Annotated in this window: 14 protein-coding genes; 2 read left to right on the top strand and 12 right to left on the bottom strand. The window is 62.6% G+C overall.

Annotation, left to right across the window (positions count from 1 at the left end):
* Nucleotides 1-22: 22 nt before the first annotated feature.
* Nucleotides 23-361: a P-II family nitrogen regulator gene (locus MESAU_RS05405; RefSeq protein ID WP_015315049.1), complete on the bottom strand. Its 339-nt coding sequence runs from the start codon at nucleotides 359-361 to the stop codon at nucleotides 23-25.
* A gap of 298 nt (nucleotides 362-659) precedes the next feature.
* Nucleotides 660-1,520: an acyl-CoA thioesterase II gene (gene tesB / locus MESAU_RS05400; RefSeq protein ID WP_015315048.1), complete on the bottom strand. Its 861-nt coding sequence runs from the start codon at nucleotides 1,518-1,520 to the stop codon at nucleotides 660-662.
* A gap of 98 nt (nucleotides 1,521-1,618) precedes the next feature.
* On the opposite strand from tesB, the gene MESAU_RS05395 reads away from it, so the two are divergent.
* Entirely contained in the window at nucleotides 1,619-2,878 is a 1,260-nt protein-coding gene (locus MESAU_RS05395) for a ubiquinone biosynthesis hydroxylase (protein ID WP_015315047.1), read from the top strand.
* Nucleotides 2,879-2,996: 118 nt separating this feature from the next.
* Here the strand turns inward: MESAU_RS05395 and MESAU_RS05390 are convergent, their stop codons facing one another.
* The 3 genes from MESAU_RS05390 to MESAU_RS05380 all read right to left on the bottom strand — a co-directional run bounded on the left by MESAU_RS05390 (nucleotide 2,997) and on the right by MESAU_RS05380 (nucleotide 4,249).
* Nucleotides 2,997-3,527: a hypothetical protein gene (locus MESAU_RS05390; protein ID WP_015315046.1), complete on the bottom strand. Its 531-nt coding sequence runs from the start codon at nucleotides 3,525-3,527 to the stop codon at nucleotides 2,997-2,999.
* Nucleotides 3,528-3,668: 141 nt separating this feature from the next.
* On the bottom strand, nucleotides 3,669-4,025 hold the full coding sequence (locus MESAU_RS05385; RefSeq protein WP_015315045.1) for a YciI family protein: 357 nt from the start codon (nucleotides 4,023-4,025) through the stop codon (nucleotides 3,669-3,671).
* Nucleotides 4,022-4,249, bottom strand: a complete 228-nt coding sequence (locus MESAU_RS05380; RefSeq protein WP_015315044.1) for a hypothetical protein — start codon at nucleotides 4,247-4,249, stop codon at nucleotides 4,022-4,024. Before MESAU_RS05380 ends, MESAU_RS05385 begins: the two co-directional genes overlap by 4 nt.
* 212 nt (nucleotides 4,250-4,461) lie before the next feature.
* On the opposite strand from MESAU_RS05380, the gene MESAU_RS05375 reads away from it, so the two are divergent.
* Nucleotides 4,462-4,887 (top strand): OsmC family protein, encoded by a 426-nt coding sequence (locus MESAU_RS05375; RefSeq protein WP_015315043.1) that lies wholly within the window; start codon nucleotides 4,462-4,464, stop codon nucleotides 4,885-4,887.
* 157 nt (nucleotides 4,888-5,044) lie between these two features.
* Here MESAU_RS05375 and MESAU_RS05370 read toward each other — a convergent pair whose 3' ends face one another.
* From MESAU_RS05370 to sdhC, 7 genes are all read right to left on the bottom strand, one after another.
* Nucleotides 5,045-5,674, bottom strand: a complete 630-nt coding sequence (locus MESAU_RS05370; RefSeq protein ID WP_015315042.1) for a YceH family protein — start codon at nucleotides 5,672-5,674, stop codon at nucleotides 5,045-5,047.
* A 157-nt stretch (nucleotides 5,675-5,831) separates the two neighbouring features.
* On the bottom strand, nucleotides 5,832-7,412 hold the full coding sequence (locus MESAU_RS05365; protein ID WP_245262945.1) for a sulfatase-like hydrolase/transferase: 1,581 nt from the start codon (nucleotides 7,410-7,412) through the stop codon (nucleotides 5,832-5,834).
* Between the two features lie 501 nt (nucleotides 7,413-7,913).
* Nucleotides 7,914-8,693 carry a succinate dehydrogenase iron-sulfur subunit gene (locus MESAU_RS05360; RefSeq protein WP_015315040.1) on the bottom strand — a complete coding sequence of 260 codons (780 nt, stop codon included), beginning with the start codon at nucleotides 8,691-8,693 and terminating at the stop codon, nucleotides 7,914-7,916.
* Nucleotides 8,693-9,127 carry a hypothetical protein gene (locus tag MESAU_RS05355; protein ID WP_015315039.1) on the bottom strand — a complete coding sequence of 145 codons (435 nt, stop codon included), beginning with the start codon at nucleotides 9,125-9,127 and terminating at the stop codon, nucleotides 8,693-8,695. The genes MESAU_RS05360 and MESAU_RS05355 overlap by 1 nt, the downstream gene beginning before the upstream one ends.
* A gap of 2 nt (nucleotides 9,128-9,129) precedes the next feature.
* Nucleotides 9,130-10,965 (bottom strand): succinate dehydrogenase flavoprotein subunit, encoded by a 1,836-nt coding sequence (sdhA, locus tag MESAU_RS05350; protein WP_015315038.1) that lies wholly within the window; start codon nucleotides 10,963-10,965, stop codon nucleotides 9,130-9,132.
* Nucleotides 10,966-10,969: 4 nt separating this feature from the next.
* Complete coding sequence (sdhD, locus tag MESAU_RS05345) at nucleotides 10,970-11,365, bottom strand: succinate dehydrogenase, hydrophobic membrane anchor protein (protein ID WP_015315037.1); 396 nt, start codon at nucleotides 11,363-11,365, stop codon at nucleotides 10,970-10,972.
* Nucleotides 11,365-11,781 (bottom strand): succinate dehydrogenase, cytochrome b556 subunit, encoded by a 417-nt coding sequence (gene sdhC / locus MESAU_RS05340; RefSeq protein ID WP_015315036.1) that lies wholly within the window; start codon nucleotides 11,779-11,781, stop codon nucleotides 11,365-11,367. The genes sdhD and sdhC overlap by 1 nt, the downstream gene beginning before the upstream one ends.
* Nucleotides 11,782-11,805 lie beyond the last annotated feature (24 nt).

Here is an 11,805-nt window from a genome sequence, read left to right as displayed (position 1 = left end):
CATTGGAATACGTGTTCGCCGCTCAGAGCGCGTCGCTGTCTGTTTCGCCGGTGCGGATGCGCACCGCCTGGTCGATGCCGAAAACGAAGATCTTGCCGTCGCCGATCTGGCCGGTCTTGGCCGCGGCGGTGATGGCTTCGACGGCCTTGTCGACCATGTCGGCCGCGACCGCGACCTCGATCTTGATCTTCGGCAGGAAAGAGACCGCGTATTCCGCCCCCCGATAGATTTCCGTATGCCCCTTCTGACGCCCGTAGCCTTTGACTTCGGTGACGGTCAGGCCCTGGATGCCGACGGCGGTAAGCGCTTCGCGTACCTCGTCCAGCTTGAACGGCTTGATGATTGCCATCACGATTTTCATAGGTTCACCCTTTGCTGTTGCGGTGCCCCGCGTTTGCACGACTTCACCGATCCCAAAGAGCCGGAGAGTGCCCCCAAGGATTCAAGCTCCGTGCCAAGTGCCGAAGCAGGGCGTTAACCTATTGGAAACAAAGGGAATGGAGCGCCCGCCGCCAATTGCTGTATGCATGTGCGGCACGCCGCATGCTCAAAATTTAAGCAATTTTGTGAAATTGCCTAATTTGCCGGCTTTGAGCATGATCAGGAAAAATGGAATCGGCTTTCGCAAAGAATCTTGCTCAAACAAGACTCGCGAATGCTCAACGCTTGAGCCGGATCAACCCTTCCTGTGCCATCGAGGCGATCAGCGTGCCGTCACGGGCATAGAGCGTGCCGCGGCTGAAACCGCGCGATCCCGAACTCGAGGGGCTGTCCTGCGCATAAAGCAGCCAGCCGTCGAGCGAATGCGGCCGATGGAACCACATCGAATGGTCGAGGCTGGCGGCCTGGATGTCGGGATCGAACAGGCCGCGCCCATGGGCGAAGGTCGAGGTGTCGAGCAGCGTCATATCGGAGAGGTAGGCGAGCAGCACCGACTGCAGCGCGCGGTCGTCGGGAACCGGCCCGGCAAGGCGGATCCAGACGTTCTGCCGGGGCGGCAGCTTGTCGCGGCTTTCATAGTGCTGGAGGTTGACCGGCCGCAACTCCAGCGGCCGCTCGCGCGCCCAGAAACGGCGAACCGCCTCCGGTACCCGGTCGGCCGTTTCGAGCAGCTGGCGCTGCGTCTTCAGCCCTTCCGGCGGCGGCACGTCGTCAGGTAGCGCGAACTGGTGCTCGAGCCCCTTCTCGTCGACCTGGAACGAGGCTTCCAGCGAAAAGATCGCCTGTCCGTGCTGGATTGCCAGCACCCTCCGCGTGGTGAAGGAACCGCCGTCGCGGATGCGATCGACCTCGTAGATGATCGGCACCTTGATGTCGCCCGGGCGCATGAAATAGCCATGCAGCGAATGCACGAAACGGTCGGGCTCCACCGTTCGCTGCGCCGCCACCAGCGCCTGCGCGATGGTCTGGCCGCCGAACACGCGCTGCCACTCCACCTGGGGGCTGCGACCACGATACAGATTGTGTTCCAGCTTCTCGAGGTCGAGAATGCGCAGAAGCTCGTCGATCGCCGCCGTCATGTTTTGTGACCTCGCCGCAAAATTGCTATGGCGGTTTCCGACAGGAAGAACGAGCCGTCAAGGGCGCAAGCCCCGTAGCCGCGCAAGGAGCCAAGACAATGGAACGCAAGGCGGACGCCAAGGCCAGATCCGGGATCGATGTTCTCGTCGCGGGTGCCGGCTATGTCGGCCTGGCCGCCGCGGTCTCGCTGAAACAGGCTCGCCCGGGCCTCGCCGTGGCGCTGGTCGACGCGGCGCCCGCCGGTTCCTGGCAAAGGGATGGCCGCGCTTCCGCCATCGCCGCGGCGGCCTGCCGCATGCTCGACCAGCTCGGCGTCTGGGCCGAGATCGCGCCGAAGGCGCAGGCGATCACTGAGATGATCATCACCGATTCACGCAGCGCCGATCCGGTGCGCCCGGTCTTCCTGACCTTCGGCGGCGAGGTGGCGCCGGGTGAGCCTTTCGCGCATATGGTCGCCAACAGGGCGTTGAACGGCGCCTTGCGGGCCAAAGCCGAACAGCTCGGCATCGACATCATCGAAGGCGTGGCGGTGCAAGGTTTTGAGACCAATGGAGCCGGCATGTCAGTGCATCTGGCGGACGGCGCCACGTTGGCGGCGCGGCTGCTGGTCGCCGCCGACGGCGTCAATTCGAAGCTGCGTGACATGGCTGGCATCAAGACGGTGAAGTGGGACTATGGCCAATCGGGCATCGTCTGCACCGTGGCGCATGAACGCCCGCACAATGGCCGCGCCGAAGAGCATTTCCTGCCCGCCGGCCCGTTCGCCACGCTGCCGCTGATACCCGACGAGGACGGCACCAACCGCTCTTCGATCGTCTGGGTCGAACGGGCGGAAGATGCGAAAACGCTCGTCGAAGGCGACGATCTCGTCTTCGAACACGAACTTGAACAACGTTTTGGGCTGAAACTTGGAGAAATCCGCGTCGCCGACAAGCCGCGCGCCTGGCCGCTTGGTCTCACCATCGCGCGCGCCTTCGTGGCACCGCGCATCGCGCTTGCCGGCGATGCCGCCCACGGCATCCATCCGATCGCCGGCCAGGGGCTCAATCTCGGCTTCAAGGATGTGGCCGCCCTTGCCGAGGTGATCGTCGAGGCCGACCGGCTCGGCCAGGACATCGGCGCGCTCGACGTGCTGGAACGCTATCAGCAATGGCGCCGTTTCGACACGGTGCAGATGGGCATCACGACCGATGTGCTGAACCGGCTGTTTTCCAACGACATCACCCCGCTGCGCACCGTCCGCGACATCGGCCTCGGTCTCGTCGAGCGTATGCCGCGGCTGAAGGAGTTCTTCATCCGCCAGGCATCGGGACTATCCGCGGGCACGCCGCGCCTGCTGAAGGGCGAGGCGATTTGATCGTCTCGCTGACTTGACGTCGCGGCCTGTGGGCTGCGCCGCGTCGCTTCGCTCCTTGCTCCGCCATGGGGATGAGAATGCAGCGGGAGTTTCGCGCCAATCGCCGAGGCTGGCGATCTCAGTTCACTTCAAAACCAAGCTTCTGGCGCAGCCGCAGCATGCGCTGGTCGGGTATCTTCAGGCTCTGCTCTCCGCCCTGAGCCACCCGGTTCAGCATTTGCAGCAGATCGTCCCGTTCGTTCGGGTCGAGGCGTTCGCGCAGGAAGGGCGCCAGCTTGTCGATGACGATGGTAGTGTCGTCTATCTGGGTCGCGGCCCACTTGGCATAGACAACCGCCTCGTCGGTCTTCTTCGGCCCGGCTGCGATCTGCGAAATCACCTCGCGAATGACGGCCTCGCGCCGCGGCAGAACAGGGCCATCTTCCGAAACGATCGCGGTGATCAGCGTCGCTGCCGCCACCACCGGATCATCGATCGCCGTCAGCGGCGAAAGCGCGGCCTGCTTGCGCAGCTTCTTGCGCCGGATGTTGCCTTGAACGCGCCCGACGACTTCGGCGACCTCGCGCGCGGCGTCGTTCATCGCCTTCATCCGGTACCACCACAATGCCGCCGCTCCGAGCACGCCAAGGACAGCAATCAGGAAAGGCATGTCCAAATCCCCCAAAGTCTTGGGCGACGATAGGAGAACTCGTGGCTTGCTTCAACACGCAAGAATTGAGTCCCGGCAAGGCAGGACCTTCGCTCAACCGAACGCCCAGGTTTATAAGGGAGCGCAACGCATGACAGGGAATTATGACCCCGGCACGTTGTAGATCGCGCGCACTTCGATCGTACCGATTTCGGCCAGCGGAATCTCGCCGGCGATGTCCAGCGCCTCGTCGAGATCCTTCGCTTCGATCATGACGAAACCGAGCAACTGCTCCTTCGTTTCCGCGAACGGGCCGTCGGTGATCAGCTGCTTGCCCTTGCGCCGCCGTACGGTCTTCGACGTCTTCACCGATTGCAGTGCCTGCGCGATGATCAGCTTGCCTTGTTGATCCAATGACCGGTCATAGGCCAGCGAGTCGGCATCGAGCTTGGCGGCACCCTCGGCGGTCATGGCATGGAGCTCTTTTTCCTCACCATAGACCAGGCAGACATATTTCATTTCGAGCTCCCTTCTTTTGAAAAACCATAGGCTGCGGCGACAGCCATGTCAGCCTTGCCCGCGGCCGTTGCCGCATGGTCGAGAAGGCATGCCGCGACCGTGATGATGGCAAGCGCCGCCAGCAGCCTGCCGAGGCCGGACGCCGGCGGGTCCAGCCAGAAGTCCTCCTGTCGCCCAGGCCCGCGGCCTGGCCTCTTCCACAGCGCGAAAAACAGATTGTCCATGTCAACCTCCATCGGGCCACAAATCCCGTGGCCTCCCGCAGGACGGCCGGCCCGGATGGAAGCCGACATTTTTGCGTGGGTATTTTTTCGGCGGAAAGGGCCGTCATCGTGCCGTGGTCCAAACAGCGCAGTGGTCTTCGCCGACGTCCGCGCTATAGTTGGCCGGACGCTGGCTCACCCAGGACAAGTTCACGACAACCCAGGAGGACTTCATGGACCGCACCGCAAACGCCGTCTGGAAAGGCAATTTGAAAGACGGCAAGGGCACGCTCGACACGCAGAGCGGGACCCTGAAGGGTACGCCCTATTCGTTCAAGGCGCGCTTCGAGGACGAAAGCGGCAAATCCGGCACCAATCCGGAAGAACTGATCGCGGCCGCCCATGCCGGCTGCTACGCCATGCAGCTGTCGCATTTCCTCGCCGAAAACGGCACGCCGGCGCAAGAACTCGACGCCAAGGCCGTGGTCACGCTGGTTCCCGGCACCGGCATCACCGGCAGCGCCATCACCCTGGTCGGCAAGGTGCCCGGCATCGATGCGGCGAAGTTCAAGGAATTGGCCGAGAAGGCCAAGGCCGAATGCCCGGTCTCTCAAGCGCTCGGCGCGATCAAGGTTTCGCTCGACGCCAGGCTTGGCTGAAGGGCTTGGCCTGAAGTGACAAACGCCGGCTCCAGGGCCGGCGTTTCTGCATCGGAGATTGGCGAAAGCGGTCGCAGCATCCAATGTTCCCCTCGTGGGGAGATGCCCGGCAGAACAGAGGGGGGCGCCGTCCCGCCGACGTCTCGGATTGGTGGCCTCAACCCCCCAGCGCATCAAGCCGGGCGCGAAGGGCCGCGACTTCCTGCTCCAGCGCCTCCAACCTCGCTTCCAGATCGGAGGCAGGCGCGGCCGGCGCACTGCGCTGAGCCGAGAGAGCGGCAACATCCACTGGACCGGCGAGCAGATGCACGTAGCGGTCCTCGCGCTGGCCCGGCCCGCGTGGGATTTCCTGGACCAATGGCGGCCGGCGGCCGATCAGCATGTCGAGTTCGCCGCGCAGGTCTTCGATCGATGAAAACCGCGCCATGCGCTCAGCTCGCGCCAGGAGTTCGTGTGCCGTCTGCGGTCCGCGCAGCAAGAGCAGACCGAGCAACGCGGTCTGCGGCGTGGTCAGCGAGAAACGCTGCGCCATCTGATGCTCGTAGCGCTCGACGCGCGAACCGAACATCTGCCGGACCAGTCCTTTCTGCTCCAGCAGCTTCAACGCCCTGTGCACCTCCGTCTGTTCCAGCGTCATGACAGGCTCGCGCGCCGTCTTCTGGTTGGCCGCGGCAAGTGCCGCGTTGAGCGTCAGCGGATAGACGTCCGGCGTCAGCTCCTTCTTCTCGATCAAGCAGCCGAGCACGCGGGCTTCGGCGGGAGAGAGGATGGGAAGGTCTTCGCTCATTGGATTGGTTATTTTCTACCGATTCTTGGACAGCATGATTTTGACAGACATCCGAGAAGCGCGACAGAGCAGAACTCTTGTCTCGGCGATCGCCTTGATCGGGTTGAGGCCTCGGCCAGGTAGGCGCTATCTAGCGGCGAACAAACGCAGGCGCGCATTAACGCGACTCAGCCTCGGACGCCACGGCGGTCCGTGTCGGTTTCAACTGCCAGAATGACCTGACGAGCACATCCTCGGCATAGATAGCGTCATCGAACTGGTCCTGTCCAAGTGCCCGGCTCAGCGTCGGTCGATCCCCAAGCAGCGAAACGCCAAGGGCAGCCTGGTCATTCGAGAGCGGCACCCCCAGCGCGTCAAGAATGGTGGGAAATATGTCAATCGTGCCCGCAAGCCCGGTATAGGTTTTGGAAGGAATGCCATCGCCCGACAGCGAGAAGAAGTTGCGGCGTTCATAATTGTTCAAGCGATCCGTTACCGTGCTCGGCGCGCTGAGGTGGTCGCTTTGCAAGGCCAGGACAGTGTTCCTCATCAGACCCGCGGCTTCGGCTTTGTGAATGAAGTCCGCGATGAGCATGTTCGTGCATTTCACGGCATGGAGAATGTTGGGGGTCTGCGGAGGAAGTCCCGTCTTGCCGATGCATTTGTCGGTCAGGTAGCCGTCCATCGCATGCCCGCCGCTGACGGCGATCGTGAGCGAGAACGGTTTGCCGTCCCGCTGCACTCGGCGCAAGACGCCGAAGCTCATATCCAGAACTTCGGCGTCGTCGGCGCCAAAAGCGTTGCCGCGCCCCGCGATGGCGGCCACCACTTCGGATCCCCCAAAAAGCGATGAGTAGCCATGGGTGGAATAGAATGTGCCCTGACCGGTGAAGTTGAGCGGCCAACCGGTAATAAAGTTCTGCTGATAGCCCCGCGCCTTCAGAACGTCGCCCAGGCAGGTCAGTCCTGGCAGGAATTGCGAATTCTCCTCCAGGTACTGGCGCGTCGTGAAGAACGATATCAGCAGCGGCGTTCCACAGTTCGCAGCGACCATCCCTGAGATGGAGTTGTTGGTATAGGCAAGTTGCACCATGTTGGTCGCCGAAACGCCACGCCTGTCGAATTCGAGCAGCGGACCCATGACGTCGCCGAACTCCGCCTCGTTCATGTAGGTGCGCTCGGCGCTCTCAATGAAAATATGAATGAGGTTCTTTGGCGCGGCGGTCGCCGACGCTGTTTCAGCCGGCTTTGTCAAAGAAGTGACATCGACGAACTGCTTGGACAGGAAATCATGCAGCGGGTTGGGATGGATCGCTGCCGCGATCGGACGTGTCAGCATCGGGTTTGCCGCCAGGAAGAATGCCATCAAGGCAACGTCCAATCCTCTTGTCAGCGTGCCGCGCGCCTTCAGTGCGCCAAGACCGAAAAGACCGGCGGCAATGATCAGGATCGTGCTTCCAGTATTCATCAAATACTCAAGAACGACACTGGGGGTGAGAACTCCAGCGTCGACATGCATGAACATCGCGGCCCAATCGAAATAACCGAAAACATTTTCGAGGTAGACATAGACAAGGAAGAAAAAGCACGGAACGAGCGATAAATAGGCTCTGAACCACCCGCTTCCTGGCTGATCCGTCCTTGCCCCCTGGAGGCGATCCAGCAAGACAAGCGCGATCAAAGCCACTAGGCCGACGACCAGGATCAGCCTCTTCTCCTGAAAATAGACCAGCGAGGTGAGCCAGGTGAGCGATCCCACCGTCGCGGCGCTAACCAACGGTCCTATTGGCCAGTAACGAACCGCAGGAAATCCACTCATACTCTGTACTCGAGCGACGACTTCCGAAGTATCTATCGAGAACCGCTTAACGCTATACTAAGATAATGCCGCGTCATAGTGTATAGATGACAGTTTGCTAATAAGGCGCCTCTAATGTAAGTCACCCCAATAATCGCCTCGGCTTTGGGCGAGCAGCGTGCATGATAGCAATGATGGGCGCGTCACATATCCAGGCCATGCCGTGGCGCCTGGTAGCCGCTTCGACGACGCTGAGGGGATCCTTGATCTCAGCGCATTGTTGGTGAGGATGGCCGCCGCGTATTTCAGGCGAGTACCGATTCTCGATCAGCCGGCCGGCTTGTGCAAAGTCGACAGCGCCATCACCGGCTCACGCGCCGGCTTCTGGTTGGCGGCGGCATGCGCATCGTTGAACATCAGAGGGCGCGCGAACGATCATAACCGATGAGGCGATCGCCGAACCTAAACCCTTCTCTCCACCATCATCTTCTTGATCTCGGCGATCGCCTTCGCGGGATTGAGCCCCTTCGGGCAGGTCTGCGCGCAGTTCATGATGGTGTGGCAGCGATAGAGCCGGAACGGGTCTTCGAGATTGTCGAGCCGTTCCCCCTTGGCCTCGTCGCGGCTGTCGATCAGCCAGCGATAGGCCTGCAGCAGCGTCGCCGGGCCGAGATAGCGGTCGCCGTTCCACCAGTAGCTCGGGCACGAGGTCGAGCAGCAGGCGCACAATATGCACTCGTAAAGCCCGTCGAGCTTTTCGCGGTCCTCATGGCTCTGCAGCCATTCCTTGGCCGGCGTTGGCGACACCGTCTTCAGCCATGGCTCGATGGAGGCGTGCTGGGCGTAGAAATTGGTAAGATCGGGCACCAGGTCCTTGATCACGGGCATATGCGGAAGCGGATAGATCTTGATCGCCCCCGATATGTCTTCGCAGCCCTTGGTGCAGGCGAGCGTGTTCGAGCCGCCGATGTTCATGGCGCAGGAACCGCAAATGCCTTCGCGGCAGGAGCGGCGCAAGGTCAGCGTCGGGTCGATCTTGTTCTTGATCCACAGCAGCGCGTCGAGCACCATCGGCCCGCAATCGTCCATATCGACGAAGTAGGTGTCCATGCGCGGGTTCTCGTCGTCGTCCGGCGACCAGCGATAGATGCGGTATTCCCTGAGATTGGTGGCACCCTCCGGCTTCGGCCAGGTCTTGCCCTGCTGGACCTTCGAGTTCTTTGGGAGCGTGAGTTCGACCATTACCTCAGGTCCTTTCGGATGACGAGCTTCAGCCCGGACCAAATTTCGTTCACGGCGGCGACCTTGACGTCGACAAGGTCGAGCTTGAGCGCTTCAGCACGGACAACGCCCTCGGTGACGTCGGTGGCCACTTTCGAGGCCTTCTTTGGCCAGGAGACCCAGACCATGCCGTCGCGCTTGATCGCCGCCTCGAGTGCGCCGAGGCGATCCTCGATCTCGGCGCGCCGTCTGGCGAAGGCGTGGACGGCGTCGTATTTCAGCACCACGCCCGAAATGTCGGACCATTCGGCCAGCCGGTCGGCCTCGGCGAAATCGACGGCCTCGGCGAGGTCCGCGAGTTCCGGCGGCAGGGCGATGAAGGCGGCAATCATCCCATCCTTCAGGCCGAGCTTGACCGGAAGGGACGTACCGGAATATCCCGCCGCCGTCGCCATCCTCAGTACACCCTGGCCTTCGGCGCTATCTTGGCCAGACTGATGCCGCCGTCCTTTTCGGCCAAAAGCGGCTCGGTGTGCACCGGCCTATAGGTCAGCGTCACCGCGCCGTCCTCGCTGAGATGGGCGAGCGTATGCTTGCGCCAGTTGGCGTCGTCGCGGGCGGAAAAATCTTCCCGAGCATGCGCGCCTCGGCTCTCCTTGCGCGCCTCGGCGCCGTAGACGGTGGTGATGGCGTTGGCCATCAGGTTTTCCAGTTCCAGAGTCTCGACCAGGTCCGAGTTCCAGATCATCGAGCGGTCGAAGACTTTGACATCCTTGAGCTCGGTCCAGATTTCCGAAATACGCTTGCAGCCGTTTTCGAGCGATTCCTGCGTGCGGAACACGGCGGCATCTTCCTGCATCGCCTTTTGCATCTTTTCACGAAGGACAGCCGTCGGCGTCGAGCCGTTGGCGTGGCGGAGCCGGTCGAAGCGATCCATGATCTTGTCGACCGAAGCCTGGTTGGGCGACGGGATCGCCGCCTTGCGGTCGATGACCTGGCCGGCGCGGATCGCCGCGGCGCGGCCGAACACCACCAGGTCAATCAGCGAGTTCGAGCCAAGCCGGTTGGCGCCGTGCACGGAAGCGCAACCGGCCTCGCCGACCGCCATCAGGCCGGGCGAGACCCGGTCGGGGTTGTCCGCGGTTGGATTGAGCACCTCGCCCCAATAATTGGTCGGCACGCCGCCCATATTGTAGTGCACCGTCGGCAGCACCGGGATTGGCTCCTTGGTCAGGTCGACGCCGGCGAAGATTTTCGCCGACTCCGAAATGCCTGGAAGCCTTTCGTGCAAGACCGCCGGATCGAGATGATCGAGGTGCAGGAAGATGTGGTCCTTGGCCTTGCCGACGCCGCGGCCTTCGCGAATTTCCAGCGTCATGCAGCGCGAGACGACATCGCGCGAGGCGAGGTCCTTGGCCGACGGTGCGTAGCGCTCCATGAAGCGTTCGCCCTCGGAGTTGACGAGATAGCCGCCCTCGCCGCGCGCGCCCTCGGTAATCAGGCAGCCGGCGCCATAGATACCGGTCGGGTGAAACTGCACGAACTCCATGTCCTGCAACGGGAACCCCGCCCGCGCCGCCATGCCGCCACCGTCGCCGGTGCAGGTGTGTGCCGAGGTCGCCGAAAAATAGGCGCGCCCATAGCCGCCGGTCGCCAGCACCACCATCTTGGCCGAGAAGCGGTGGATGGTGCCGTCGTCCAGATTCCACGCCACGACGCCGGTGCAGGTGCCGTCCGGTTCCATGATCAGATCGAGCGCGAAATACTCGATGAAGAACTGCGCGTTGTTCTTCAGCGACTGGCCGTAGAGCGTGTGCAGGATGGCATGGCCGGTGCGGTCGGCGGCCGCACAGGTGCGCTGCACCGGCGGCCCGTCGCCATAGTTCATCATGTGGCCGCCGAACGGCCGCTGGTAGATCTTGCCCTCTTCGGTGCGCGAGAACGGCACGCCGTAATGTTCGAGTTCGTAAACGGCCGCCGGGGCTTCGCGCACCAGATATTCCATGGCGTCGACATCGCCCAGCCAGTCCGAGCCCTTGACGGTGTCGTACATGTGCCACTGCCAGGAATCCGGGCCCATGTTGGACAGCGACGCGGCGATGCCGCCTTGCGCGGCAACCGTGTGCGAGCGGGTCGGGAACACCTTGGTGATGCAGGCGGTGCGCAGGCCCTGTTCGGCCATGCCAAGCGTGGCGCGCAGCCCGGCGCCGCCGGCGCCGACGACGACCACGTCGAACTTGTGATCGACAAAGGTGTAGCCTGCCGCGTTGGCTGATTTCGTGTCCTGGGCCAAGACTTCAGCCTCCGAATGCCAGTTTCAGCAGGGCGAACAGCGAAGCGACGCCGACTGCTATGGTGAAGAATGTGTTGAGGGCGATCAGCGTCAGCTTCATGCCTTCGCCATGCACATAGTCCTCGATGATCACCTGCATGCCGATCCGCATATGATAGAGCGGCGAGATGAGCACCAGGGCCATCACCAGCGCCACGAACGGGTTGGCGAGCGCAGCCCGCACCTGTGCATAGCCGGCGCCGTTGAGCGCGATCAGGAACCCGGTGAAAAACAGGATCAGCGGGATGTTGGCGATCGCCGTCAATCGCTGGCGCCAGAAATGCCCGGTGCCTTCGCGGGCAGAGCCCAGGCCGCGCACCCTGGCCAGCGGGGTGCGCATGTCGGTGTTCTTCGCACTCATCACAAAGCTCCCCGCGCCATGGTGCCGGCGACCCAGATCAGCAGCGTGAGCAGAACCGAGCCGGCAAGCGTCGCCCAGGCGATCTTCGAGGCTGTGTGTTTTTCAAGCCCGGCGCCGGTGTCCCAGATCAGATGGCGGACACCGCCCAGCATGTGATGCATCAGCGCCCAGCTATAGCCGAACAGGATCAGCCGCCCGAGCCAGGTGCCGAAGGCCCAGTTCACCCAATCGAAAGCCGGCTGCGAGGATGCCGCCGCCATCAGCCAGACGGCAACCAGCAGCGTGCCGAAGTAAAGCGCGCCCCCGGTGATGCGATGGATGATCGACATCGTCATGGTGATCGGCGGCCGGTACACGCTCAGGTGCGGCGAAAGCGGCCTTTCGCGTCTGGCTTGGGTGGCTGGTGATTTGCTCATGGCTGCCCCAGTTCGGCGTCTGCC

Origin of the sequence: Mesorhizobium australicum WSM2073, assembly GCF_000230995.2 — a bacterium.
GTDB classification, from domain to species: Bacteria; Pseudomonadota; Alphaproteobacteria; order Rhizobiales; family Rhizobiaceae; genus Mesorhizobium; species Mesorhizobium australicum.
Note: the sequence above shows the minus strand (reverse complement) of the source record. Positions and strands in the feature narration are given on the sequence as shown.

Bases quoted from the DNA above. Each gene is read 5' to 3' on its own strand.
- MESAU_RS05395 (WP_015315047.1), top strand. From the start codon at position 1,619: ATGGAACGCAAGGCGGACGCCAAGGCCAGATCCGGGATCGATGTTCTC.
- MESAU_RS05360 (WP_015315040.1), bottom strand. From the start codon at position 8,693: ATGGTCGAACTCACGCTCCCAAAGAACTCGAAGGTCCAGCAGGGCAAG.
- MESAU_RS05355 (WP_015315039.1), bottom strand. From the start codon at position 9,127: ATGGCGACGGCGGCGGGATATTCCGGTACGTCCCTTCCGGTCAAGCTC.
- MESAU_RS05370 (WP_015315042.1), bottom strand. From the start codon at position 5,674: ATGAGCGAAGACCTTCCCATCCTCTCTCCCGCCGAAGCCCGCGTGCTC.
- sdhC (WP_015315036.1), bottom strand. From the start codon at position 11,781: ATGAGCAAATCACCAGCCACCCAAGCCAGACGCGAAAGGCCGCTTTCG.
- MESAU_RS05375 (WP_015315043.1), top strand. From the start codon at position 4,462: ATGGACCGCACCGCAAACGCCGTCTGGAAAGGCAATTTGAAAGACGGC.
- MESAU_RS05390 (WP_015315046.1), bottom strand. From the start codon at position 3,527: ATGCCTTTCCTGATTGCTGTCCTTGGCGTGCTCGGAGCGGCGGCATTG.
- MESAU_RS05405 (WP_015315049.1), bottom strand. From the start codon at position 361: ATGAAAATCGTGATGGCAATCATCAAGCCGTTCAAGCTGGACGAGGTA.
- MESAU_RS05380 (WP_015315044.1), bottom strand. From the start codon at position 4,249: ATGGACAATCTGTTTTTCGCGCTGTGGAAGAGGCCAGGCCGCGGGCCT.
- sdhD (WP_015315037.1), bottom strand. From the start codon at position 11,365: ATGAGTGCGAAGAACACCGACATGCGCACCCCGCTGGCCAGGGTGCGC.
- tesB (WP_015315048.1), bottom strand. From the start codon at position 1,520: ATGACGGCGGCGATCGACGAGCTTCTGCGCATTCTCGACCTCGAGAAG.
- MESAU_RS05385 (WP_015315045.1), bottom strand. From the start codon at position 4,025: ATGAAATATGTCTGCCTGGTCTATGGTGAGGAAAAAGAGCTCCATGCC.